Source organism: Rickettsia amblyommatis (assembly GCF_002078335.1).
Lineage (GTDB): Bacteria > Pseudomonadota > Alphaproteobacteria > Rickettsiales > Rickettsiaceae > Rickettsia > Rickettsia rickettsii.
This window is the reverse complement of record NZ_CP015012.1, coordinates 1,197,228-1,220,340: the sequence shown is the minus strand read 5'-3', so window position 1 is coordinate 1,220,340 and position 23,113 is coordinate 1,197,228. Positions and strand designations below refer to the sequence as shown.

Sequence of the window (23,113 nt, the reverse complement as noted above, 5' to 3'; positions counted from 1 at the left end):
AAACCGTGGCAGTAAAGAATCAACAGCTTTCTTTATTTTTTCATCAATAATACTATAACAATCTTGACCTTTATATTTACCTATATAAGTAGCTTCAGTATTTTTTAATATACCCTTTCTCTGGAATATTCCATGAAGTGATATAATGAGTAATTTTATGACTTAATATATGAAGCTGTTGTTTTTTTTAAGCTGATAATACTGATGAATTTTTTTGCATCATATTGCTTAAATAATTGATCTAAATCCTCTGTGTCATTAACCTCTCCAAAATCATTTGTAAAAATTTCTTCTTGTTTTTCCTTACTGAATTGGTTTGCATATTCCTGAGATTAAGTAAAGCAGCATTTATTCCAATTTCTAAAGTTTCTTCATTTTGAGGGGCGTCTTCTAAAACTTTCTCTACATTTTGTAAAACTTTTTGAATTTTTAGAAACAAATTCTTTTGCACCGTCTGCCATTAGCGAGATGCTGGCAGCATTAAGGACTTCTGTTATTTCTTCTTTTTTAATGTATTTGCATTATAAATTATAGAATTTGGATCAGGAAAAGCTGCTAAAGTAGATAAATTTGAACTTTTATAAATAGCAATATCGTTGTTAGGAATGTTATTTAATATATTACGTGCTATATCCAATTGTTTTGTATAAATGGCAATCGAAAGTACAAGTAACTCATCAGTATTATTGACATCAGTTTTTTTTAATTATTGTATTTAAATCCTTTGCTAAACGTATTTTTTGTGCAATTTTTCTCTCATCTGAAAGAGCATTATATTTAGCAGTATATTTATAAAGCTCAAACCTTTGAACGTGGTAAGGTAATAAATTTTTAGAATTCATTGTCTCTAATTTTTCATTGATGATATTATTTAAGTCTCGACCTAATTTTAGTAAAGCTTTAAGGCTACCTTCAGGCATTTTATTTAGTAAATTTCTATATTTTTTGAATCAAGAGTGATAACCATAGATAGTCCATAAATTATATATGATTTCTTCCTCTTTAGGCAACCTATCTATTGCACTATTATAATATTTTATCGCAAGTTCTAACTGACCAGTTTTATAATAAACAACCCCTAAGTTATACTGACACCAACCTATATCTTTGGAGTAATATTGCTAAGTGCTGCCGTAAGCAATTCTTTAGCTTCATCTAAGTGATTATTATTAATTAACATGGTAGAGAGCATATATGTAATATTGTAATAATGCTTTATATGAGGTGTTAAATCTTTAATAATTTTATCTCCATACTCTCCATTGATATAAACTGATTGACTCAAATAAAGTATTGGTATAAGCTTTATGAATTTGAAATTCGTATTGGGAATATATTAATTTAAATCTATATTTGCTTTTGACAATATATCTATAAATAATTTTCTACTTCTACATGGTTATTCATTATACTGCAATGTATAGCAGTGATCATCCCTTGAAGTTGAAGAAAAATATTTATAAAATTAATAGTTTCGGGTTTTTTATTTACAATAGGAGTACTATAAGAGGCTTATAAAATGCTAATTTCTTTATTCGCTTTTAATGCAACATGATATTTGCTTAAGGCTTCTTTCAGCACTTTATGTTCTTGAATATTGTTATATTCATAATTATCAAATAAAGTTTTTAGTGTATTAAGTTTTAGGCTTGTTACGTGTGGAATACCCAATTTTTTGTTGTTTTACTATCTAAAGAGTTTAAAAGAGTTGTTGCTATTTCTGCACTGGTATCTATAACTGTTTACATTTTTTAATGGTTCTATTCATTCCCCCGCTACAATTAAAGACTTTTTTGATTTAAACTCTATTATTTTATTGTGTGACAATGCTATAGGATTAGGATTAAATTTTGAGATTGCTGAAGATTTAGGATTTTTATCATAATAAATACTTATTAATAAATAGGCATGTATTATAAAGAGGCATGTATTATAAAGTAAACCCACTATTTTGTAAAGAAAATACTAATTTTTTAATTAAAGTTAATAACTTGAAGTATTTCTATTGGTATTTCACCTCTGCTATATTAACTCTTAATAAACACCAATTCGTTATTGGATGAGTGTTTAGTACTAAATGCATAACCTAAATATAAGCAATTCTTAAGTAGCTCAGGTGAGTCAATTAGGTTGTTAGCAATAACCTTGACCATCGCCCCTCGAGCTTTTTTAGCATGTATACCGATTGTTGATAATTTACCGTTCCTATTTACTTTAAAATGAACGTTAACTAATTGATATTTAAGTTTATTACAGATGAATATTCTTGTGATGCTAGGTTGAGTAAATATTTATTTTCCTGTTTAGCAAGAATTTTATTAATATAATTAGTGACTTCATCTTGCCAAAAGTTTAAAATTTATTTCATTTAATTTTGTTGCCATTTCTAATCTATACGGCTTAATAGTATCTAGTGGTTTTAAGACTCCGTAAAGTCCTGATATAATAAGCAAATGTGATTGCAGGAAATTTAATTCATGATTAGTTAATTTTTCTATATGTATATTATTAAACACATCTCCTGCTCTTGATTATCAAAATCCTTAAATCTTGTTTTATTTATATGTGCAAGTTTTGCACTTATATTCATTATTTTCGATAATTGATTCTCAGAATAGCTTTGGAGTGTAGAAAGTAGTTGATTAGTTAACGTAAAGAACATTGGAGTCGTCAGCTCCGTCTTGGGAGCTAACTTCTCGAAATGTAGAGTTTTAGCAGAAGAAATAATAGCAAGCATTTCTATCTAGCCGGAGTACTCGGGAGAGATGAAGTAGTGCTAGCGATATTTCTGTTAGTACTATCGATTGTTTGCATAATTGCATAGCTTGGATCACCGTCAAGCTCTACTAATTCTTTGGGTTTCGTAGTTTTTTGACCGGTACAGCCAATTAAAGCTATAGAAGCAAATAAAATTATTAAATATCTTATCATAAATACCCTGTTTTAATTTTACACTTAAGATAGCTGCCTATTATTATAATGTCAAGTGAGAGGAAAATTTTAGTACCCTACCCTATAACCTTTCAGTAATAGTCTAAAGATTCTTCATAATATTTTAAATCTAATTCTGCATAATTTAAATTAGGTTCATCTTCGCTTCTTTCTATTTCGGGTTCAGGTTTAGGCTTATCATAATTTTTTCTAGTTTTTAAATAATATTCTAAAGTTTCTTCATATGCCCATATAGGTAGAGGGTGATTATCAGATTCTTTTTCTAAATATATCATTATTGATGATGTTTTTTCCTTTAAAGATTCATTACATAATTCTTCAACAATAGGATAATATTCTTTCTTATTCAGATACTAAAGGCATGATTGTTGGTTTACTATCATTTAAGTAATTATATAATGCTTTAAAAAAAGAATCATATTTCTCATTACCTATAATATCGTGATATATAAAAGAGTCTATATTAAGTGCTTGAATAACCAGCTTCCCATCTATCGATAATATTTTTTTGAAGAGTTCTAAATCTTCAATATGAAGAGCCATGGAAAAAATATTATTATGTAGTACCATGCTTTTTATTATTTGCCACTTCTCTATAGTACTATATTTAGCCCATTCCATAACTTATTTACTTCTTAAATAAATTTTTAGGCATTCTGTAATAAACCATATTATAGAATTTTTCGCTTTCAGGAAATTTGCGTTTGCGGATAGAGAAATTACCGAAATTTCTGATTTCGATACGTTTTTGTTCTTTAAGAGATTCATTTAAATAATCTAAAATTAAATCTACTGAATCTTTAACATCTTCTTTAGAAAGATAATTCAGCTTATCATGTATTTTATCTATTAAATAATTCTTAGTAATCATTATTAAAAAATCGCTTTGATTCCGTTAAAACTATTTTTAAAAAAACTAGGTGCTATACTACCAAAATCTTCAAGTATTATGTCCATTAATTTTGGTGTTGGTTTTAATTGATAATCTTTAACTAGTAGATTAACATTAATTTTCTGAACTTCCTGTAACCATTTTAATGCAGTATCTTCCGAGCCTATAGCATCCACAAGCTTTAGCTTTAAAGCCTGACGACCTGAATATACTCGTCCGTCTGCAAGCTTTTTTACTTCTTCTATAGGAAGATTACGCCTCTCTGAAACAAGTTCAAGGAAGAAATTATAAGTATCTTCTATATTTTCCATAATGGTTACCCGCACTGCTTCCGTCAGTTTTTCGGTAGGATTTGGGACAGCTTTTAATTCACCCGATTTGAAATTATTAAACTTAATCCCCAATTTTTGAGCAAGCTCCGTTACCTCGGCTGTTTGTAGTATTACACCGATTGAACCCGTAATAGTTCCGTTATGGCTGATAATATAATCACCTCCAAGAGAGATTAAATAACCGCCGCTTGCAGCCATTGTTCCCATAACTATCACTACCGGCTTTTTTGCAGATATTTTACGCAGAATATTATAAATTTTTTCAGAGCCGACTACCGTACCGCCTGGAGAATTTACATTAACTATTAACGCTTTAATATGAGAATCATCAATTATTCTTTTGAGCTTTTGGTCACGCTTTTCGTCTTCAAGAATTATTTCGTCTATTAATACGGAAGCTATATAGTCTTCATTACTATTAATAGGTAAAACCTCTTTTGGAGCAAAATCTTTACCGACTAGTAAGAATACGATCGCAATTAAAATAATAGCTGCTAGCTTCCAAATTAACAAACGAGATTTTATTTGTCTTCTTTCAATTAAATAATCAGGTGTTATACTCATAATTTTATATACTTTTTTAGAATACTATAGTCAATTCAGATCTATACTGTGACAGGCGTGAGGAGCGAAGCCTATAATAAATAGGCGAGCCGACGAACAACGAAGCACAATAATAGGTATCAATTGACTATAGACCGTTCTTAGGACGTTCAGGACTCTTCATCATCTCAAAAAACTCACCGTTAGTTTTAGTATTTTCAAGTTTTTTGAGTAAAAATTCTATTGCTTCACTGCTACCCATCGGATCGATAATACGACGAAGAACCCACATTTTATTTAATATTATTTTATCTACTAATAAATCTTCTTTTCTAGTTCCTGATCTAGTTATATCAATAGCCGGATAAATACGCTTATCGGCAATCTTACGATCTAGAACTATCTCGGAATTACCTGTACCTTTAAACTCCTCAAAAATTACCTCATCCATACGAGAACCGGTTTCAATTAAAGCCGTACCAATTATAGTAAGTGAACCGCCGTTTTCAATATTTCTTGCTGCTCCGAAAAATCTTTTAGGTCTCTGAAGAGCATTAGCATCAACACCGCCCGTTAATACTTTACCTGATGACGGCACTACGGTATTATAAGCACGAGCTAAACGTGTTATCGCATCTACTAAAATTACCACGTCTTTTTTATGTTCTACTAAACGCTTTGCTTTTTTGATCACCATTTCTGCAAGCTGTACGTGCCTACTTGCTGGTTCATCGAAAGTAGAGCTCACAACCTCCCCACGCACGGAACGTTGCATATCGGTTACTTCTTCAGGTCTTTCGTCTATTAACAGTACTATTAAAAATACTTCCGGATTATTGGTTGTAATTGCATGTGCTATATTTTGTAATAATACGGTTTTACCTGTACGAGGCGGTGCTACTATTAATGCACGTTGTCCTTTACCCATAGGGGCAACAAGTTCAATAACCCGTGTACTAAAATCCTTACTATCTTTACTATTATTTTCAAGTTCTAATCCTAATTTTTCATCAGGATATAAGGGGGTTAAATTATCAAAATGAACACGATGATAAGCTTTAGAAGGGTCTTCAAAATTTACTCTATTGACTTTCAGTAAAGCAAAATAACGTTCTCCGGCTTTTGGAGCTCTGATCTGACCTTCTACAGTATCACCGGTACGCAGACCAAAGCGACGAATCTGACTAGGGGAAATATAAATATCATCAGGGCCTGCTAAGTAGTTTACTTCCGGCGAACGTAAAAAACCAAATCCGTCAGGTAGTACTTCAAGTACCCCCTCTCCCACTATTAAACCTCCCTGCTCTACGGATTTTTTCAAAATTGCAAAAACTAATTCTTGTTTAAGTAATGAATTAATATTTTCAATTTTTAATCCTTCTGCTTGAGCTTGTAGTTCCTCCGGTAATTTACGTTTTAATTGTTTTAAATTAATAATATTACCGTTCTCTGCAAAATTATTATGATTGTTATTGGATTCGGTATTGTTAAGTTCTGCTGTGGATTCTTTATTAGTGGTGTTCATTATTTTATTATTAATAGATTATAATTGAAAAGTTGAGTTAGCAATTAAGTTTAAAGGTAAGTAATATACTTTTTTAAATTAGGAATCAAATTAGATTTTTAGAAAGTTTTATTTATTCTTGCGGTTTGAAGAATTATTTATCTTGTTAGCTTATAAGAGCTGTATATGTATGTAAAAGCATACTAACAACGTTAATAGCACATTGTCAACCCAAATCGTCATTGCGAACAGGTAATCGGTAAATGGTCATTGCAAGAAAATTACGAAGCAATCTTAGGAGTTTATTATATTATTTCATGAGATTGCCGTACAGCTTACGGCTGCGTAGCTCATGACGATCCTGGTAACCTCTTCTCGCAATGATGGATAAATCAATCCACGTAACGCTAGCAATTCTTTGATTTTAACAATAACACATTTGTATTAAGTAATGGGATGCATACGTTTTTAACTTCATTTAATAAGGCCTCATTGCTTATTTCTTGGTTTAATTCGCTGCGTACCGCATCAAATATTTCTCTTAAACTTTTCTCTTCTACCATATATTTAAAAATATATTTAGTGCTTCTAAATATCGACATTGAGATATTAACATTATTTAATATCGCATTATTAATAGTAAAATTAATAGCATTATTTATTGCTGAGGGATTAGATTCCAAATGCTCATAAATTTGTTTAGCAAAATTGGCAATATTATGGAAGTACGGTATATTATCAAGGTCATCAAGAGAGGCTACACTATCTTTTTGATTTGATACGTAAAATGAATGTTTAATAATATTACCGGTAAGTATTTCGGAAATTGCTTCTCTAGTTACTTTATCCATCTTTTTAACTTTTTGTAGAAGTGAAAAATCTTTTATATAATTTTCCGGTCTTAATAAAATTTTCTCTAAAGGATCAAGATAATCAACAAAATTTAAGCTTGCTTTTTCTACGAATTCATATAACTCAGGAACGGAATAGGCTCTATCCTGTTTGTGCAGGAACATATCATAAACTCCGACGTCACCGAAATTTTGGTAATCTGAAAATAACTCCCAACCTCTTTTATACCAGTTAGTAGCAGGCAAATTATCTAGAATTAGCTTCCCGTTCATTACTTCTTCGACACGGCTTTTAGTATCTTTATTTATCATTTTCATTAAATCCTGAATTTGATAAACACCGGTACGTCCGTATTTAGCATATACCATTAAACCCATACCGCCGGTCGGCTTTAAAGAATCTTTTAGATTTTTTAAACCTTCATCAGGATTTGCTAAATGATGAAGCACGCCGGTACAATTTATATAATCGAATTTTCCAAGTTTTAGATTAGGTATATTTAATATTGAATCATTAATCCATTTAATATTTTTAAGACCTCGTACTTCTGCACGTTTTTGTGCTACTTCCATGCTAGGCTTGCTGAAATCTAGATATATTATTTCGGCATTTTTATCTTTTAACTGCTCGGCAAGATAAATAGTCGAATCACCGGTGCCGCCGCCTGCTATTAAGCATCTAAAATTATTATTAAAATTTTCTTTTCCTTGATATAGAAAATGGTTTAATTCTCCTAAGAACTCACCGCATATTGCAAGTAAACGTTCTTTTTCTTGATTTGGGTCTCTGAAAGGATAAGGATAATCTTGATAATGCTCTTGTACTTCTGCTAAGTCTTTAGAAATTGTAGTATTTTTTTTTTTCTTTAAACTGCTCATAAATTATTATTTTTTAGGTTGTTATTATATATACTTGTCTATCTACTCTTTTAGAAGTATATCTTTTATAATTAATTGAATAGTATAATTATCTTGCCAATTATTAGTTTTTAACGTTCCTATTGCGGCAATATTTTTTGCTTTAGGGCTTAATAAAACATCTTCAAATGCAGTTCCTACCGAATTAAAAGCAATAGCAGATAAGGCTTTATTACCAAAGCCTTGCTTATTTGGAACAAGTATACATTTAATATGCTTACTTCCAACGATATCCGCTTTTAATACAAATAAATCATCGAATTTAAATATAGGCTTATGATTTCCTTGACCGAAAGGCTCTAAAGTGTTTAATTCCTCCATTAAAGGGAAATTCACACTATTAACCGTTAAATCAATATCATATTCCGCATGCTTATAATTTTCTAGTTTATTTATACTAATTCTAAAAGCATTATTAAAAAAATTCTGCAATTCTTGTAATTTTTCAGCAGTTACGGTAAAACCTGCCGCCATAGCATGACCTCCACCTGCTATTAGCAAATCTTTGCTTTTAGCATTGATAATTTCAGCACCAAAATCAATACCTAAAATAGAACGGCATGAAGCTTTACCAATCCCGTCATTTAAAGCTATAACTGCCACCGGCTTATCAAATTTTTCTTTTAATTTGCTGGCAACGATTCCTATAACGCCTGGATGCCATCCTTCTTTTACGATAAATAATAAACTACTATCTTGTTGTGTCAAAGCAATTTCCATCGCTTCTTCTATCATTAATAACTCAATTACTTTACGCTCATTATTATGTTTTTCAAGTTCTGCAGCTAATTTATTTGCTTCATTAGAACAACTAGTAGATAGGAGATTAGCCCCTAAACTTGACTTTCCTACTCTACCGCCCGCATTGATACGCGGACCTAGAATAAACCCTAAATGATAACATTTTGGTATTTCATTAAGCCCTACCATATCATATAATGTTTTAATCCCTATATTTTGCCTTTGTTGCATTACTTTCAATCCGCTTGCAACAAATGCACGATTTAAGCCTGTTAATTTCATCATATCGCAAACAGTACCAAGAGCCACTAAATCTAGATACTTCATTAGATTAGGCTGAAGCATTGTTTGCGTGAAATAATTTTGCTTCTTTAAATTCGATAATATTGCAGTTGCAAATAAGAAAGCAACTCCTACGGCTGCCAAATGTTTATATTCGCTTTTTTCATCAATACGATTTGGATTTACTATAGCTACTGCATCCGGTAATATTTCCGGAGCTATATGATGATCGATTACTATAACATCAAGGTTAACGTCTTTTGCGTATTTTAGGGCTTCATGTGCCATAGTACCGCAATCAACCGTAATTAATAATTCTGTGCCGTTATCTTTAATTTTTTGCATAGCAAAAGGAGTTGGACCGTATCCTTCAGCTATACGATCGGGAACATAAATATCACATAGCATATTTAAATCTCTAAAAATATTTTTAAGTAAAGCGGCTGAAGTAGCACCGTCTACATCATAATCGGCAAAGATACATATTTTTTGGTTATTTAAAATAGCTGTAACGGTTCTATCTACAGCCTTTTTCATATCAAGCAGATGAAAAGGATCAGGTAATAAATTTTTGATTTTCGGTATCAAAAAATTTTCTACTTCCTCTAGATTATTTACTCTTAATGATACTATCCTAGCAAGTAAATCACTAATTTTGAAACTACGACATAACTCGGTGACTATATCTTCGTTAATCAGTTTCTGCTGCCAGATTTTACCGTTTATAGATGCTTGTGGTTTCATTTGTTTATTAGGCTGTATTTTTGCTTTATATCTCCAAAAGTTTTGTAGCTTCATCATCCGCAATTAAAGCTTCAACAAACTCATCTAATTGTCCGTTTTTAACTACTTCGTCTATCTTATAAAGTGTTAAGTTTATTCTATGGTCGGATACTCTTCCCTGTGGGAAATTATAAGTACGTATCCGCTCCGAACGATCTCCCGAACCGACCTGCCCTCTTCTGCTGTTGGCTCTTTCTTGTTCCTTTTTACGTCGTTCTTCTTCATAAATTCTAGCACGTAGAATTTTTAACGCCTTTGCTTTATTTTTATGCTGTGACTTCTCATCTTGCAAGGCTACGGTAATACCGGTAGGGATATGAGTTATACGTACGGCAGAATCGGTAGTATTAACGTGCTGTCCACCAGCCCCTGAAGCTCTATAAGTATCGATTCTTAAGTCTTTATCTGCAATTTTAATATCAACCTCTTCAGCCTCAGGAAGTACTGCAACCGTTGCTGCCGAAGTATGAATACGTCCTTGTGATTCCGTTTCTGGTACTCTCTGTACTCTATGAACGCCTGACTCAAATTTGAGCTTAGAGAATACATCTTTGCCTTTTATTGACGCCGATGCTTCTTTATAACCACCTATTCCCGTATCGGAAATTGCTAATATCTCAAAACGCCATCCTTTTAACTCAGCATATCTTTGATACATATTAAAAAGTACGGCAGCAAAAAGTGCAGCTTCTTCTCCGCCGCTTCCTGCTCTAACTTCAATAATAGCACTTTTACTATCCGCATCATCTTTCGGTAATAAAGCAATTTTTACGGCTCTTTCAAGTTTTGATAACGAATTTTCAAGAGTGTGTATTTCGTCTTCAATCATTTCTAAAGTGGCATTATCAAGTCCCACTTCTAGCTTAAAATTATTTGCTTCTTCAAGCTCAGATTTAGCCTTATTATATTCTTTAATTTTTGCTACAACATCTTCAAGTTCTGCATATTCTTTAGATGCCTTCACAAACTCGTCTCCCATAATGCCGGAAGATAGTTTGTTGCCTAAATTTTCATATTTATCTAAAATTTTTACTAAATTATCTGAAAAACTCATGTTATTTTATTGTGATTTGTTTATGGGTGAGATTTCAACGTTATTGCGAGAAGAAACTGAAAGTTTCGACGAAGCAATCTCAGGATATTTGACGAGATTGCCACGCAGCCTATGGCTGCTCGCAATGACGACTTATATCAACATCAAAGCGGGACTCTCTATAAACTTTTTAAATGCTGCCAAGAACTCAGCACCGACTGCTCCGTCTACTACTCGGTGATCGGCCGAAAGAGTTATGTCCATAATTGTTGCTATAGTTATTTGATCATTCTTGACTATAGCACGTTTTGCACTAGCTCCGACGCCCATTATACAACTTTGCGGTGGGTTAATTATAGCATTGAAATTCTTAATACCATACATACCGAGGTTAGAAATGGTAAACCCTCCGCCCTGAAATTCTTCAGGGGTTAATTTATTATCTTTTGCTTTCTTTATTAATGCTTTCATTTCACGAGATAGTTCTAGAATGTTTTTTTGATTGGCATTTTTAACTATCGGCGTAACAAGCCCGTTCTCAATCGCTACCGCTACTGAAATATCGACATTATTGTAATATCTAATTGCATCTTCTCCCCAGCTAGCATTGGCATTTGGCACTTCTTGTAAAGCTTTGGCTACTGCTAAAATAATAAAATCATTAACCGATATCCTTGTTGATTTATCTTCAGAAAAAGATTTATTAATGTCTTCTCTTATATCTAACAATTTATCGACATTACATTCTATAGATAAATAAAAATGTGGAACTGTTTGTTTAGATTCAAGCAGACGCTTGGCTATAGTCTTGCGGATATTATTATTTGGTACTAAACGATCTTCTTCAGGATTTCTGCTAACTATTTTATTATGAGCAGTGCTAGGAGTATATGATAAGATATCTTGTTTGACTATTCTACCGTGCGGGCCGCTACCTTTCACGCTCTCAACTCTAATATTTCCCATTTTTGCAAGTCTTTTTGCAAGCGGTGAGGCGAGTATTTTACTAGCATCATGTTTTATAACTGTTACCTGTTCTTCTACATTAGCTATATTCTCGTGGGGTTTCGGAAGATTAGCATCTGTTTTCGGCGACGGTGATACACTATTATTTTTTGCAATAAACGCATCAATGTCCGTTTTTTCTTCTCCCTCTTCACTTAACACAGCAATTAAAGAGTTAACAGGTACATTTTGACTATTTTGCGGGATAACTATTTTAGCAAGTATACCTTCGTCTACTGCTTCTACTTCCATCGTTGCTTTATCGGTTTCAATTTCAGCAATTACTTCCCCAGGATTAACTTTGTCCCCTTCTTTTTTTAACCACCTAGCTAGATTTCCTTCCGTCATAGTTGGAGATAAAGCAGGCATTAAAATTTTAATCGGCATAACTTATTTAGATTTAATTTTTTATTGTTGTTACTACACGTCATTGCGAGGAGAGGCAAAGCCTCGACGCGGTAACCTTATGAAACAGTAAAATTCCTGAGATTGCCACACTCTCTACGTTCGCGCGCAATGACGATTTGAGTAGCTATTGCACCTTAATATCAGGGCTAACGATCATTATCATCTGCTTACCTTCCATTTTAGCATGCTGATCGATTTTAACGAGTCCTTCGAGCCCTACTTCTATACGTTTAAATAGTTCTTGACCGACCTCTTTATGAAGAATCTCTCGCCCCTTAAACCATAAAGAAATTTTTACTTTATCTCCGTCTTTTAAAAATTCTTTGATTTTTCTTAGCTTAGTTTCAAAATCACCTATACTAATATTAGGTTTAAATTTCATTTCTTTAAGTACGACGATTTTTTGCTTTTTGCGTGCTTCATGCAAACGTTTTTTGCTTTCGTACTTAAACTTACCAAAATCTAGAATTTTACAGACAGGGGGTACAGCATTCGGTGATATCTCGACTAAGTCAAGACCGGCTCTTTCCGCCATATCTAATGCTTCTCTAATATTTACGACGCCGTGCATTTTGCCGTTTTCGCCTACTAAACGAACTTCTCTAGCTCTGATTGCTCTATTAGCCTTAGGAAAATTATTTTTAGAAATAAAATTGCTCCGTATTATGTTTATAAATAAATATATATCGCATTTAACTTATTTTATTTAAAATTACAAGTAAATAAAATATTTTATCTTTAATTTTATTTAGAAAGTTTTAAAAAAAAATTGAAACTACAAGGCAAATTCCAAATATTAATAAATAGATTCGTGTTAATTTAGCGACTCTTGCCTGTATTTTTAAGTTTTTTAGATCTATAGCATGCTTATGAGCTTGTTCTTTTTGTGCCATATGCATTAATTTCTGTAAAGTACCGGGATAAATACTCTCATACTCACTGATTAAATCAATTGGCGGTAATATATGTTCAAATTTTTTATGGTAAAAATTATTATCAGGTTCGTTTACACTAAAAGTCTTAGCATAACCTTTATTTAATCTAGTATTTTTGTTAAAAAAACGTTTAGTCTCTTTCATATTCCTTTTTTATTTTTTGAAATGTATATAATATATTACTTTCAACTATTTTAAAATAATCAATTAATTGCGTTTCTTTTTTTTGCTGTTGTTTGGAGCTTTTCATATTTATTATATTCTTTAGCTCTGCATATACTAGTTTTATAAAACTTTGTTTCATTGATTATACTAAATTTATAAAATCTGTTTTTGATGTTAGCGGTTCGCCCCTAAAATTTATAGCATTATTAAATTTATTGCAACAGGTTATAAAATTTTTATCACATCCGGCAGTAATTTTTACTTCCTCGGCATCTTTAACATAATCCGGTATAATATCCTCTAATATAATCAAATCACCGAAATTGCTTAGAACTTTACTGTTAAAACGATTTTCGCTGAATATAATTTGACCGCCGTTATAATAGCCGTTTTCTTTATCTCAATCTAGTATTCTTAAACTTTCCTTGAGCATTTCTGTAACCTTATATATGCCACTATATAAAGCTTTATCTATTTTACATTGACTATCTCCGAAAACTGCTCTACATGTTTTGCTATATCAATTAATTATAGTCTGATTATATTTTACCATTTCAGGTTTTAAATGTATTTAAAAGTTTAAATCATATTTTGTATATAAAGTGCAATAATATGTAATGAAATGCTCAAAAACCTTGTCAGTATATATTTATTATTTTAACAATAGCATTATTTAAATCCATTGTCGTCGTAATGCCGTTTTCCTCAAAAATACCTTCAATGATTATATGGTTTTGTGCGGAATCGTTAAATTCCGCGTCTTTTAAATCTAAACCGGAATTCGGTCAAAAAACTCTCTCTTCACTTTTTATAGCATGATCGCTATTTGTTAAGTTTAATTCCTCAACGCTAGCTCGCTTAATTTGAAAACAATAAACAAAATTTGTAAGCTTTGTAATTACCTCTTCAATCGCAATACTCATATAATCACCTCCACTAACTCTATGTTGGATAACGCTATAGAACCGCCATTACAATAAGAATATTCAAAACTATCTATACTAAATCTAACTGCTACGTCAAAAGTAAAATCAGCAGTTAAAATTACATCTTGACCTAAGGGACTTGGTCAGGTCACTATACCATCGTTGTAATCTACAATGCCCATAGTTCTAACATTATTAATATATAGAATTACACTATTATTAACCGGTTGAGTGATACTCGTTCGTAAGGAGCAATAGGATTGCTATATATCTTCCTTAGCTGAAATTTATTTAAATTACCGTCCCCTTTTAGCAATAACTTCGTTAATTCCTCTATAATCTGCATAATTCCTAAATCTCAAAGCAAAATTACTTCCACATCTTGCTTTAAAAAAGCTATTAAAGCTTAAATTCCGTACTGCTTAACCTTGCATTTTTGATTAAATATTTCTGACAGCCATAGTTGCGATCTAAATGTCTTGCTTCTCTACCGAATTTAGTTATAGCGTGCGAAGTAGAAAATTCCGGCTTCCCAACCGCAAAACTTTCAATAAATTCCGGCATGCGTATATCGTGAAAATTCATAAGATACCTGAGCTGTTAATGAAAAAGGATAAGATCATTTTTAATTAAAGAGCGAAAATCTTCATTCATATCTATATTCCATCTTTTTATATCTATATGTATTGATATATCAGATTCGTCTAGTGCTTCCCTAATTTTAAGCAAAACTTCATAATTAATATCATCCATAATACAAAGATCAAGATCGGAGAATTTTTTTGCATTACCTTTAATCCTTGAACCGTAGGCATAAAATTTATAAGGATATTTCCCAAGTATAGAACGTAATATTAACAAATCTTGCTTTTCAATCTGAACCACTATATTTCTCCAAATTATTTATAAGCTCATTTAAAGCATCAGAAAAATCATCAAAAATACTAATTACTAGTTCTAAATTTTTTTCATTATAAGTATGAACCGTAATGTTACGAATCTCTATAAATTTAAACCATATTCTAGGGTCAGAAATCAACCCGCTAACCGCTGCTTCCCGAAATACATCCTTTAAAACATAAGGTGTTTTGCCGGATTTTTCACAAAAGCGTTTCATTGTTTTCCAAGCTAGTTCATAACAAAATTCAAAAGATTGGATACTGCCGGCTTTGTTCTGCTCAGTATCTAAATGTTTACGAAACTCTTCGAATTTCTTCCTTGATTTTAATAGACTACTTATATCTAGCCCTGCGATTAAATGCATTTTATACTCCTATTTTTTGCTTTAATAATGCCTGATAATTCATTACCAGTTTTGTACTTACTAAGTCTTTGCTAGTTTGAAACTCTATTTTAGTTATTTTTATACCAACAACATTTTCAAATGAGTGATGCTCTATTTTATCGCTTATTTTACTAGCAAGGCTTAGAGCGATATTACGGTTTTTATCATTAGTAAAAATACATATTTCAAATTCCAGCTGCATTATATTTTGTACATTAGTAGATATATTATTAACATGCAATATATTAACAAGTAAGAACGGACATTTTGCATCCTGAACAAAAATATATTTTATTAATTTTAGTTTTGATGTCATTATAGTTTATAAGTCATTTATACAAACTTAGCTGCAAATTATAGATAAAATCATGATACATATATTTCCAACGCTATTATATTTAAAAATTTACTCTTTTCTTCAACGTTAATAATTCGTTTAATTTCAAATTTCTATTCTTTAAATAAAATACGCATTTTAGTAGTGATATTTTTAATAAATCTTATTTTAAATAAAAAATATCCTTCTGTTATTATATGTCCGAAGCTTATATTTTCTAGAGCAAGGAATTTACTATCGCATAGTGGTTTAATTTCGGCATAGTTTGTTAATTTCTCTACCCATCTATCCTCTTCCATTTCTTCTCCTGCGATATTTTTTAAAAATTTAATTTGATGCTGAAAATTTTTCACTACTGTTTTTGTTATTTTATTACCTTTTAAATTAAGTAAGATGTCATCCTAGCTCACTTGTAGGCGTTGCCTGTATGGATCATTTATGTCATTCCCGCGAAGGCGGGAATTCAGTAATAAAAAGGTATAAATATATTGATTTTTAATATTAAAAGCTCGCTTTACCATGGATTCCCGCCTTCGCGGGAATGACATATTAAGTATATCTAATGAAATACCCCACTCTTAATAGTTTCTTGGTTCACCACATCCACCCCCTACTCTCTTTACGGCATAAAATTTTACAAAATGCTTTTCAGTGTAAGGAGCACGTATAATATTAATACCGCTTCTATCTACTATTTTATAACCTGCTTTAAAGTCACCTATCGCTATATTTCCCTTTTTATCTATAGGAGGCATAGCGGAGCTACAAACTACCAGTACTCCAAATATAGTTTGCTTAAAGGAACCGGATAGTGAAGACTGCCAAATAAAACGTCCTTGGTGCTCTTTAAGCTTCTGAACTTCGGATAAAGTAATACGATTCATGAGCAAAGTTGCATTCACTAAATATGCTTCTTTAAGGGAGTTTATAAAATCAAGCAGCCCATCGGCGGTAATTTTATTACCCATCTTAATCTTCTCGATTTTATCATGGTTAGGTGATAAAATATCTCTAGGTTTTTTTATACCGTTACTATTGATAAACGCATTATTTTCCATTTTAACGAAACTATCACGCAATCTTTCACCGAACCAATTTTTAACCCTAATAGTCGTATCCTCAAGTAATGCCTGGCTAGCTTTAGATTGTGCATATAGTTCATGAACAAAAATACGCTGCTACTTTAACTTCGCTGCCGAAGTCTCTTCTCGAGCTTCTACTTCTCCAATCCAGCCACTGCTAAATTTGCCGTCCTCGCTTATTATATCAATTGCATTCGTAGAAATTGTTTCAATCGAAGCTAACTGCCTCATTGGTGATCTAGCATTTATTTCGGTGATGATACTGTTATATAAAGTCTGTAATATTAAAACGTTCCCTGCTTCCGTACTACTATTTAGAGATGACTTTTGCATAAGCCCATTATCTTCGCCTTTACGTATGTAATTAATAAACGAGTTTTTTTGTTCCTGATTTTCTATATTAATACTATTTGGTCTTTCTAAAATATTTTGCATATTATATAGCTTTTCCTCTCACTCATTGATTTTATCTTGATATTCTACATCTTGACTTTTAGTAATATATAAAATTTCTTTGATTAGCTGGAAAAGTAACAATGCTTATCTCTAAAAGTTCTGCTTCAGTAATTACTCTTTGCCTTGCATCATTATAAACCGAATTTTTTATATAAAAACCTATAGATAATCCGTCTTTGCGCCTTGCTTTATTAGCTCTATCGCCACCATTCCTGCCTTGACCTTATTATTTATCACCGCTTCCATTTTTAAACCGTGATCATTTTCAGCCAAATGAGTAATAATCCCGATAGACTTTTTACTGTTGTGTTGCCAAAGAAATTTTACGTTATGATGAGAAGCATTTGCAAAGCCCCCTTCACAAGTGTATCATTATGATGATCGATAAGATTATAAACACTCGCATAGCCGATAATTACTAACTCTTTATTGGTTATGGATTTTATTTCCATATTGTCGAAAGTTTGATTGCTGTAGATTATTTTTTTCATATATTTATTACCTATTTTCTGTTGTCATCCCGTGACTTGATCACAGGACCCATTAAGATAATATAACTGAAAAAATGCTAGCACTAAGAGGTGGGTGTTGTATGGATCGAAAAATACGGTGTTATCCTGTGGCTTGACCAGTTTTGTTGCATGGCTCGAAAAACCTACTCAATGTCATTCCCGCCTACGCGGGAATGACATAAACCTATCCACGCAACAAGGCTAGCTTGACCACGGGATCCATAAAAAAATTTAAAAAGACTGGATCTAGCTCACAAGTTGCGGGATGACAGGAGTAACATTTAAGATATCAAGTATTTACTATCATCAGTAGATTTTGTACCCATCAAAGGTACTTCTTCAAGTTTTTCGGCTTCTTCTTCCGGCATTTCAAAAGATAATAATGTTGAATAGGAATATTCAAATTTACAAAAATGCCATGCTTTATCAAATTGCTCATTGCAATCTCTAATAATTTGTTTTAACATCATTACTTATGCATTTAAAATTACGATAATAAAATAATATATTAGAAGTAATAGCAAGACTATCTAGCTGCTTTTCTAAACACTTAGTATTAGTAATCATTCTTAAAGGAATATTTTGGCATGATTTATATCCAAGTTTTTGACCTATTAAAATAATATAATCACTAAAAACTAAATCCGGTAAAATATCGTAAATAGTACCGCTACAATAAAGCTGCGATAGAGGCAATATTGCCTCTTCTTCACCAAGTAGCATAGCACAGGTCAAATTTTCTACTGCCGACTCAAACAATAGATTAACTGCTTTTTTAGTATAAGAAGGCCATTGATCGTGAAAAACAAAAAACATTTCTTGTTGTCTTAAACCTGCCTTAAACAACTGATTTACCGGTGATAGATAAAAGATTTTATTGTTTTTTATAGAATTAAACATTTTTTAACGAAGCAATTATTATTTTTTTCTGTATCTTCGCCTAACCCAAGAATCTCTATTTGTTGTGCGGTATTGAATTCTGTCTGCTGTAAGGGAACAGGTGGTGGAGGTGCTTTATCATCAGCATTATTATATTTTGTTGGTTCATTTACTTTAGAAAGCAGCATTAACATGCTTAAACTATCATTTTTTTAGGCTTATCTAATGGTCCACTTAATTCTAACGATGTATCAGGTTGCGTTAATAGCTCCAGAGTATTAGATATATTGTGTGACGTGTTATCGATAATACTGAATATGTCTTTTATTTCAGTATCTTTTACATATTCAATAATAGCAGATTCAGCTTCCTTTTTTATTGCGTCGGTTATTTCTGATTTATATTTTGACTTGGAGCTTATAATAACTCTAGTACATTTTACAGCCAAAACTTTAAGCCCTGCAGATAAAGGATCATCATTTTTATAATCCAAAACCATACAATTTTGATCACCGCATTTTTTCCCTATTGAAAGAATAAAATCTCCCTTAATAATATCTTTTTTAACTGACCAGCCGTTATAATAAAATTGAGATAAATAGTAAGCTGCCTCCCCTTGCTCGCAAAAGAATGTTTCTTTTAATTTTTTGATGTAATTCACATATAATGTTTTCGTTCTTAGGTGTCATTTCTAATGTATTAGTTTCTGATCTCATAAATAGCCGGTTGATGTCTGTGAGATATTGATCTCGTGCTGCTGTAAACATTGCATCAGAAGTTAATTTTTATCTTGGTTATTTATCATTATTTTTATCCCTTTATTTTTTTAAGATATGGTGCAGTGTGTTGCGCCTGTTAGCCCGTAATCATCATTCTTAACATACTCTCTATATTTTTCTATTGGTTTTGAAGTTATAGATTGAGATTGGGCGTTAGTAGGCTTTATTATTGCTTCTGTTTCTTGAGGTTTTTGAATTATAGATTTATGCTTATCTTTATTGCTACCCAATACGGTAAATTTGTTTATTGCTTCTTTACATTCAAAAACACTTGCATCGGTAATTAAATGGTACTCAGTGGGTAAAGTACTATTAAAATCTGTTATAATTGATTTTAAATTAGAAAGAATTAAGTATTCAGGAACGGCCATTCTCCCTGTATTGCATTCATATATCCATTTTCTATTATAGCTAGCTCTTTAAGTTCAGAGTAATCATATATCCCAAAATCTTTTAAACATAAAGAATTTGTCAAGGTGATTTCCATTTTTATAAAATTCTGATAAATATGCACAAGCATAATTAGGCATTTTTTTATTACTTCGTCATATAATTCTACTAAACCTTCACATGCGTTATTATTACCCGTAAATAATGTACATTTAAAAGCTTTTTCAATTTTATAAAATCTTGCATGAATGTACTAATGTTATTAGAAGAAAGTTTTTTAAATTCGTTTAATTGCTCATATGCATTTGTTAAAAACGCTTGAGACAGATAACTTGGGTTGTTATTCTCTTGGGGCATATTATTTATTATCTTGTTAAATTGGAGCTTAAGTAGAAGTTAACAAAAATTAAATCTACAATCTAAATTTAGTAATATTGTTGCTAAAAAAAAAGTTCGGCAGTGGAAAAAGAGATTATTTTTTTGGAAGGTAGTTGCAATATTATTCTGCCGGTATTATCGATATCTTTAAAAAGACCAGTTACTATATCATTTTGATATTTAACGCTAATATTTTCATATAACTTATAAGCATGTTCTAACCATTTTTTTCTAATAAAAGGAAAACCGTTATTGTGCCAAATTTGATAATATTCTTCAAAATTTTCTATTAATATCTCGAGTAAAGCTTGCGGTTCTATAGGTAGTAGATTTTCGCTTATTAAGCTAGTAGTAGGCTGGTCGATATTATCAGGGTGATAGGTAATATTAATGCCGATACCGATAATAAGGTAATAATTATTTTCTACTTTAACAGATTCAAGAAGTATACCGGCAATTTTCCGACCGTTAATTAATACATCATTGGGCCATTTTAGTTGTATAATGTTATTTTCATTCCTTATGTCATTCCCGCTTTCGCGGGAATGACATAGAGAACTATGGGAGTGACATAAAGAGGTTATACTATCATAAACACTAAGTGCCGTAACAAAAGATAATTGCGGCAATAATTCTAGCTCTTTATCAGGCTTTATTAGTAAACTTACATGTAAGTTACCTGACCTAGACTGCCAGTTTTTGCCGCTTCTACCACGTCCGTTAGTTTGAGATTTGGCAAGTACTGCATAGTTTGAATCAACTTTAGCATTCTGAGCCATTCTCATAGCCTCAGAGTTTGTACTGTATAGCTTGTCAAAAACAATTAGTTTAAATTTACCGATATTCATTTTTTTTAGTAGCCGTCATTGCGAGCTTTGTTGCATGGCGCGAAAAATCCGCTCGATGTCATTCCCGCGAAAGCGGGAATGACATAAAAACACCTCACTCACCCCTACTGACATGACTTGTAGCTACACTATGTCTGCTTTGAATTTTTGGTGCTTCGCTTTTACTCTTAGTTATAAAGCTTTCTAAATCTTGTTTAGTAAATTTAAACTTAGCAATATTTTCATCAAAGGTTTTAGTTTTATCAAATCTTACATCTTTATTTTTATCTATTCCAAGTACCTCAATGAAACTATCTTTTATTTTACTTGAAGCAGTAGTATCGTTTAAGGTATACAACAAAGCGTTCAATGAGTTTGTACCGGCTTTTAGTGTATTATTACGACTAGTTGCAGCAATAATTACATATTCTTTAAGCTTTTCATTTAATTCTTTTTCGTTTAATGCTCCGGTTTTACAAAATGATAATAACATCTTTGCTTTATCATCATGATTTTCAATAACTCCTTCTTGCCATTTAGAAGTATTATTTTCTTTTAACGGAATAAACATTTCTAACAATTTAGTGCCAAATGTTTTATGTAGATTTTTATTATCATAAACTTCATAAACATTTAGTAGAAATTTTTGATGGTCAAATATTTTATCTGCTTCTTTGCCAAGGTCATGATTATTCAAATGTCCTCTAGTTTGACAATATCCTTTAATATGCAAATAATCAGAATATTTTTGTGCATCTTTGAAATCCAAAGTATCTATTCCGGCAGTATCTAAAACAATAGTGTTTAAAGCATTTTCACGTAACTGCTCATTAGTTGCTTTTAGAGTTTCAGTATATTTAAATTTTCCTCCTACTTTTGCAAGCGTCTTAAATAATATATCAGTTAAAAACTTTACGATCTCACTTGGGCTTTCAAATTTTTTTGCACTATATATAGCAATATTTGCATCAGCTTCCATACCCGTACCAAAAGCCATAGCTAGAGTTCTACCTTGCTTTTTAGCTAAGGTAATCTCCTCCATATTATCAGTTACTGCTTTTGTATCAAATTCCGGTTCATTGCCTTTAAAATATTTTGTCGGTATATTATCTCTATATCCACCGTCGATATATTTTTTACCGTCAATTTCTACCGGCTTAAAAACAAGCGGTATAGAAGCAGAAGCACGGCAAACTAAAGCAATTTCAACATTTGGCGTATCAAAGCTATTGAAAATAGTTAGTTCACTTGTCTCTTGCTGAGTTGCCGTAATTACTAAATCCTTATACTGCACTGGATCGTATTTTCGCAGTAACGCTATATCCTTAAAATATATTTTACCGTCTTTTTGGTTGGATCTTTCTCTTAATTCATCAAGAGCTTTATCATCTTTAACATTTACTATATCTGATCTCTGTAAAAAATTTCCTATATTTTCTTTAATAACAAGTTCTAATAGAGCATATAAAGGTTTACCGTCTTTATTTAGCTGTACTATACCTGCCGAAAATCCTTTTTTTCCAAGTAAAGTTTGCAGATTTGTATTTTTAGAAATTTCTTCAAATCGCTCAGGCGGTGTCCCAAGAGCTACCACTGTGGCAGTTATAGCACCAGCGGAAGAACCTGCTACCGCCTTGACATTATCTAAAATACCAGCTTTTTTTACTGCCTTATAAGCTCCGGAATATATTGCGCCCTTAGCTCCTCCTCCACTAAAAGCTATATATTCGATAGGAGCTTTCTGTGCTTGCTCTAACTCCTGCAATGTTTTGGTTTGATTGCTAGAAGATTGTTGAATTTTTTTTAGGTCTTTTAACTCCTCTAATATATCAGATTGCTCATTAACTACAGGAGTTTTTGACTCTTGCTTCAGATTATTAATAATAGGATGTTTTCTTACCTTTATATCAGCCATGTT

At 31.7% G+C, this 23,113-nt stretch carries 30 protein-coding genes and 5 pseudogenes; all 35 read right to left on the bottom strand.

Annotation, left to right across the window (positions count from 1 at the left end; genetic code table 11):
• Positions 1-692 precede the first annotated feature (692 nt).
• Positions 693-920, bottom strand: coding sequence for a hypothetical protein (locus tag A3305_RS06995; RefSeq protein WP_041860512.1), 228 nt, complete (start codon positions 918-920; stop codon positions 693-695).
• 30 nt (positions 921-950) lie between these two features.
• Complete coding sequence (locus A3305_RS06990; protein ID WP_081121017.1) at positions 951-1,103, bottom strand: tetratricopeptide repeat protein; 153 nt, start codon at positions 1,101-1,103, stop codon at positions 951-953.
• A complete protein-coding gene (locus A3305_RS09660) occupies positions 1,100-1,285 on the bottom strand; it encodes a hypothetical protein (protein WP_045799316.1) in 186 nt (61 codons plus the stop codon). Before A3305_RS09660 ends, A3305_RS06990 begins: the two co-directional genes overlap by 4 nt.
• A 227-nt stretch (positions 1,286-1,512) precedes the next feature.
• Positions 1,513-1,671: a hypothetical protein gene (locus tag A3305_RS09655; RefSeq protein WP_157752272.1), complete on the bottom strand. Its 159-nt coding sequence runs from the start codon at positions 1,669-1,671 to the stop codon at positions 1,513-1,515.
• Positions 1,672-2,027: 356 nt separating this feature from the next.
• Positions 2,028-2,737: pseudogene (locus tag A3305_RS06975) on the bottom strand (YaaA family protein).
• Positions 2,738-2,739: 2 nt separating this feature from the next.
• Entirely contained in the window at positions 2,740-2,931 is a 192-nt protein-coding gene (locus tag A3305_RS06970; protein WP_014392314.1) for a hypothetical protein, read from the bottom strand.
• 92 nt (positions 2,932-3,023) lie between these two features.
• Entirely contained in the window at positions 3,024-3,227 is a 204-nt protein-coding gene (locus tag A3305_RS06965; RefSeq protein WP_014392313.1) for a hypothetical protein, read from the bottom strand.
• Positions 3,228-3,294: 67 nt separating this feature from the next.
• Positions 3,295-3,495, bottom strand: a complete 201-nt coding sequence (locus A3305_RS06960) for a hypothetical protein (protein ID WP_041860601.1) — start codon at positions 3,493-3,495, stop codon at positions 3,295-3,297.
• Positions 3,496-3,580: 85 nt separating this feature from the next.
• Positions 3,581-3,823 carry an HU family DNA-binding protein gene (locus A3305_RS06955; RefSeq protein ID WP_014392311.1) on the bottom strand — a complete coding sequence of 81 codons (243 nt, stop codon included), beginning with the start codon at positions 3,821-3,823 and terminating at the stop codon, positions 3,581-3,583.
• Between the two features lie 2 nt (positions 3,824-3,825).
• Complete coding sequence (gene sppA / locus A3305_RS06950; RefSeq protein ID WP_014392310.1) at positions 3,826-4,740, bottom strand: signal peptide peptidase SppA; 915 nt, start codon at positions 4,738-4,740, stop codon at positions 3,826-3,828.
• Between the two features lie 127 nt (positions 4,741-4,867).
• Complete coding sequence (rho, locus tag A3305_RS06945; protein ID WP_014392309.1) at positions 4,868-6,244, bottom strand: transcription termination factor Rho; 1,377 nt, start codon at positions 6,242-6,244, stop codon at positions 4,868-4,870.
• 386 nt (positions 6,245-6,630) lie between these two features.
• On the bottom strand, positions 6,631-7,953 hold the full coding sequence (locus A3305_RS06940) for a class I SAM-dependent methyltransferase (protein WP_014392308.1): 1,323 nt from the start codon (positions 7,951-7,953) through the stop codon (positions 6,631-6,633).
• 42 nt (positions 7,954-7,995) lie between these two features.
• Complete coding sequence (gene recJ, locus A3305_RS06935) at positions 7,996-9,759, bottom strand: single-stranded-DNA-specific exonuclease RecJ (RefSeq protein ID WP_014392307.1); 1,764 nt, start codon at positions 9,757-9,759, stop codon at positions 7,996-7,998.
• A gap of 25 nt (positions 9,760-9,784) precedes the next feature.
• Positions 9,785-10,852, bottom strand: coding sequence for a peptide chain release factor 1 (gene prfA, locus A3305_RS06930; protein WP_014392306.1), 1,068 nt, complete (start codon positions 10,850-10,852; stop codon positions 9,785-9,787).
• Between the two features lie 132 nt (positions 10,853-10,984).
• Positions 10,985-12,223, bottom strand: a complete 1,239-nt coding sequence (locus tag A3305_RS06925; RefSeq protein ID WP_014392305.1) for a pyruvate dehydrogenase complex dihydrolipoamide acetyltransferase — start codon at positions 12,221-12,223, stop codon at positions 10,985-10,987.
• Positions 12,224-12,368: 145 nt separating this feature from the next.
• Entirely contained in the window at positions 12,369-12,929 is a 561-nt protein-coding gene (gene infC / locus A3305_RS06920) for a translation initiation factor IF-3 (protein WP_081120932.1), read from the bottom strand.
• 73 nt (positions 12,930-13,002) lie between these two features.
• The gene (locus A3305_RS06915; protein ID WP_014392304.1) at positions 13,003-13,323 is read right to left on the bottom strand and encodes a DUF2335 domain-containing protein; all 321 of its coding nucleotides are present in this window, start codon (positions 13,321-13,323) and stop codon (positions 13,003-13,005) included.
• Positions 13,310-13,483 (bottom strand): hypothetical protein, encoded by a 174-nt coding sequence (locus A3305_RS09650; RefSeq protein ID WP_008580225.1) that lies wholly within the window; start codon positions 13,481-13,483, stop codon positions 13,310-13,312. The genes A3305_RS06915 and A3305_RS09650 overlap by 14 nt, the downstream gene beginning before the upstream one ends.
• 3 nt (positions 13,484-13,486) lie before the next feature.
• Positions 13,487-13,708 carry a phage BR0599 family protein gene (locus A3305_RS06910; RefSeq protein ID WP_231289126.1) on the bottom strand — a complete coding sequence of 74 codons (222 nt, stop codon included), beginning with the start codon at positions 13,706-13,708 and terminating at the stop codon, positions 13,487-13,489.
• 274 nt (positions 13,709-13,982) lie between these two features.
• A pseudogene (locus tag A3305_RS10825) lies at positions 13,983-14,267 on the bottom strand (hypothetical protein).
• Positions 14,264-14,855, bottom strand: a pseudogene (locus A3305_RS11630) (TIGR02217 family protein). The pseudogenes A3305_RS10825 and A3305_RS11630 overlap by 4 nt, the downstream one beginning before the upstream one ends.
• Positions 14,856-14,870: 15 nt before the next feature.
• Complete coding sequence (locus A3305_RS06895) at positions 14,871-15,155, bottom strand: nucleotidyltransferase domain-containing protein (RefSeq protein WP_014392300.1); 285 nt, start codon at positions 15,153-15,155, stop codon at positions 14,871-14,873.
• Positions 15,142-15,534 carry an HI0074 family nucleotidyltransferase substrate-binding subunit gene (locus A3305_RS06890; protein WP_014392299.1) on the bottom strand — a complete coding sequence of 131 codons (393 nt, stop codon included), beginning with the start codon at positions 15,532-15,534 and terminating at the stop codon, positions 15,142-15,144. The genes A3305_RS06895 and A3305_RS06890 overlap by 14 nt, the downstream gene beginning before the upstream one ends.
• 1 nt (position 15,535) lies before the next feature.
• The gene (locus A3305_RS06885; RefSeq protein ID WP_014392298.1) at positions 15,536-15,871 is read right to left on the bottom strand and encodes a hypothetical protein; all 336 of its coding nucleotides are present in this window, start codon (positions 15,869-15,871) and stop codon (positions 15,536-15,538) included.
• 134 nt (positions 15,872-16,005) lie between these two features.
• On the bottom strand, positions 16,006-16,245 hold the full coding sequence (locus A3305_RS06880; RefSeq protein WP_014392297.1) for a head-tail adaptor protein: 240 nt from the start codon (positions 16,243-16,245) through the stop codon (positions 16,006-16,008).
• 225 nt (positions 16,246-16,470) lie between these two features.
• A pseudogene (locus A3305_RS10815) lies at positions 16,471-17,409 on the bottom strand (phage major capsid protein).
• Between the two features lie 58 nt (positions 17,410-17,467).
• A pseudogene (locus A3305_RS10810) lies at positions 17,468-17,721 on the bottom strand (HK97 family phage prohead protease).
• Positions 17,722-17,753: 32 nt separating this feature from the next.
• Positions 17,754-17,921: an HK97 family phage prohead protease gene (locus A3305_RS10805; RefSeq protein WP_226983904.1), complete on the bottom strand. Its 168-nt coding sequence runs from the start codon at positions 17,919-17,921 to the stop codon at positions 17,754-17,756.
• Positions 17,922-18,223: 302 nt separating this feature from the next.
• On the bottom strand, positions 18,224-18,412 hold the full coding sequence (locus A3305_RS10800) for a hypothetical protein (protein ID WP_226983903.1): 189 nt from the start codon (positions 18,410-18,412) through the stop codon (positions 18,224-18,226).
• A complete protein-coding gene (locus A3305_RS10795; protein WP_014392295.1) occupies positions 18,390-18,842 on the bottom strand; it encodes a hypothetical protein in 453 nt (150 codons plus the stop codon). The genes A3305_RS10800 and A3305_RS10795 overlap by 23 nt, the downstream gene beginning before the upstream one ends.
• Complete coding sequence (locus A3305_RS06855; RefSeq protein ID WP_226983902.1) at positions 18,827-19,009, bottom strand: hypothetical protein; 183 nt, start codon at positions 19,007-19,009, stop codon at positions 18,827-18,829. Before A3305_RS06855 ends, A3305_RS10795 begins: the two co-directional genes overlap by 16 nt.
• 8 nt (positions 19,010-19,017) lie before the next feature.
• Positions 19,018-19,482, bottom strand: coding sequence for a hypothetical protein (locus A3305_RS06850; RefSeq protein WP_014392293.1), 465 nt, complete (start codon positions 19,480-19,482; stop codon positions 19,018-19,020).
• A gap of 165 nt (positions 19,483-19,647) precedes the next feature.
• Positions 19,648-19,971, bottom strand: coding sequence for a hypothetical protein (locus A3305_RS06840; RefSeq protein WP_014392292.1), 324 nt, complete (start codon positions 19,969-19,971; stop codon positions 19,648-19,650).
• A 459-nt stretch (positions 19,972-20,430) separates the two neighbouring features.
• Entirely contained in the window at positions 20,431-21,216 is a 786-nt protein-coding gene (locus A3305_RS06825) for a biotin--[acetyl-CoA-carboxylase] ligase (protein WP_014392290.1), read from the bottom strand.
• A 94-nt stretch (positions 21,217-21,310) separates the two neighbouring features.
• The gene (locus tag A3305_RS06820) at positions 21,311-23,110 is read right to left on the bottom strand and encodes a patatin-like phospholipase family protein (RefSeq protein WP_014392289.1); all 1,800 of its coding nucleotides are present in this window, start codon (positions 23,108-23,110) and stop codon (positions 21,311-21,313) included.
• Between the last annotated feature and the right edge of the window lie 3 nt (positions 23,111-23,113).

What these genes read in the sequence shown, in the direction of transcription:
- prfA (WP_014392306.1), bottom strand. Translation starts at nt 10,852, where the DNA reads ATGAGTTTTTCAGATAATTTAGTAAAAATTTTAGATAAATATGAAAAT.
- A3305_RS06915 (WP_014392304.1), bottom strand. Translation starts at nt 13,323, where the DNA reads ATGAAAGAGACTAAACGTTTTTTTAACAAAAATACTAGATTAAATAAA.
- A3305_RS06885 (WP_014392298.1), bottom strand. Translation starts at nt 15,871, where the DNA reads ATGACATCAAAACTAAAATTAATAAAATATATTTTTGTTCAGGATGCA.
- A3305_RS06960 (WP_041860601.1), bottom strand. Translation starts at nt 3,495, where the DNA reads ATGGCTCTTCATATTGAAGATTTAGAACTCTTCAAAAAAATATTATCG.
- rho (WP_014392309.1), bottom strand. Translation starts at nt 6,244, where the DNA reads ATGAACACCACTAATAAAGAATCCACAGCAGAACTTAACAATACCGAA.
- A3305_RS06940 (WP_014392308.1), bottom strand. Translation starts at nt 7,953, where the DNA reads ATGAGCAGTTTAAAGAAAAAAAAAAATACTACAATTTCTAAAGACTTA.
- A3305_RS10800 (WP_226983903.1), bottom strand. Translation starts at nt 18,412, where the DNA reads ATGATGTTAAAACAAATTATTAGAGATTGCAATGAGCAATTTGATAAA.
- recJ (WP_014392307.1), bottom strand. Translation starts at nt 9,759, where the DNA reads ATGAAACCACAAGCATCTATAAACGGTAAAATCTGGCAGCAGAAACTG.
- A3305_RS06925 (WP_014392305.1), bottom strand. Translation starts at nt 12,223, where the DNA reads ATGCCGATTAAAATTTTAATGCCTGCTTTATCTCCAACTATGACGGAA.
- A3305_RS09650 (WP_008580225.1), bottom strand. Translation starts at nt 13,483, where the DNA reads ATGAAACAAAGTTTTATAAAACTAGTATATGCAGAGCTAAAGAATATA.
- A3305_RS10805 (WP_226983904.1), bottom strand. Translation starts at nt 17,921, where the DNA reads ATGAAAAAAATAATCTACAGCAATCAAACTTTCGACAATATGGAAATA.
- A3305_RS06955 (WP_014392311.1), bottom strand. Translation starts at nt 3,823, where the DNA reads ATGATTACTAAGAATTATTTAATAGATAAAATACATGATAAGCTGAAT.
- A3305_RS10795 (WP_014392295.1), bottom strand. Translation starts at nt 18,842, where the DNA reads ATGTTTAATTCTATAAAAAACAATAAAATCTTTTATCTATCACCGGTA.
- A3305_RS06825 (WP_014392290.1), bottom strand. Translation starts at nt 21,216, where the DNA reads ATGAATATCGGTAAATTTAAACTAATTGTTTTTGACAAGCTATACAGT.
- A3305_RS06965 (WP_014392313.1), bottom strand. Translation starts at nt 3,227, where the DNA reads ATGATATATTTAGAAAAAGAATCTGATAATCACCCTCTACCTATATGG.
- sppA (WP_014392310.1), bottom strand. Translation starts at nt 4,740, where the DNA reads ATGAGTATAACACCTGATTATTTAATTGAAAGAAGACAAATAAAATCT.
- A3305_RS06855 (WP_226983902.1), bottom strand. Translation starts at nt 19,009, where the DNA reads ATGCTGCTTTCTAAAGTAAATGAACCAACAAAATATAATAATGCTGAT.
- A3305_RS06840 (WP_014392292.1), bottom strand. Translation starts at nt 19,971, where the DNA reads ATGGCCGTTCCTGAATACTTAATTCTTTCTAATTTAAAATCAATTATA.
- A3305_RS06820 (WP_014392289.1), bottom strand. Translation starts at nt 23,110, where the DNA reads ATGGCTGATATAAAGGTAAGAAAACATCCTATTATTAATAATCTGAAG.
- A3305_RS06995 (WP_041860512.1), bottom strand. Translation starts at nt 920, where the DNA reads ATGCCTGAAGGTAGCCTTAAAGCTTTACTAAAATTAGGTCGAGACTTA.
- A3305_RS06890 (WP_014392299.1), bottom strand. Translation starts at nt 15,534, where the DNA reads ATGCATTTAATCGCAGGGCTAGATATAAGTAGTCTATTAAAATCAAGG.
- A3305_RS06970 (WP_014392314.1), bottom strand. Translation starts at nt 2,931, where the DNA reads ATGATAAGATATTTAATAATTTTATTTGCTTCTATAGCTTTAATTGGC.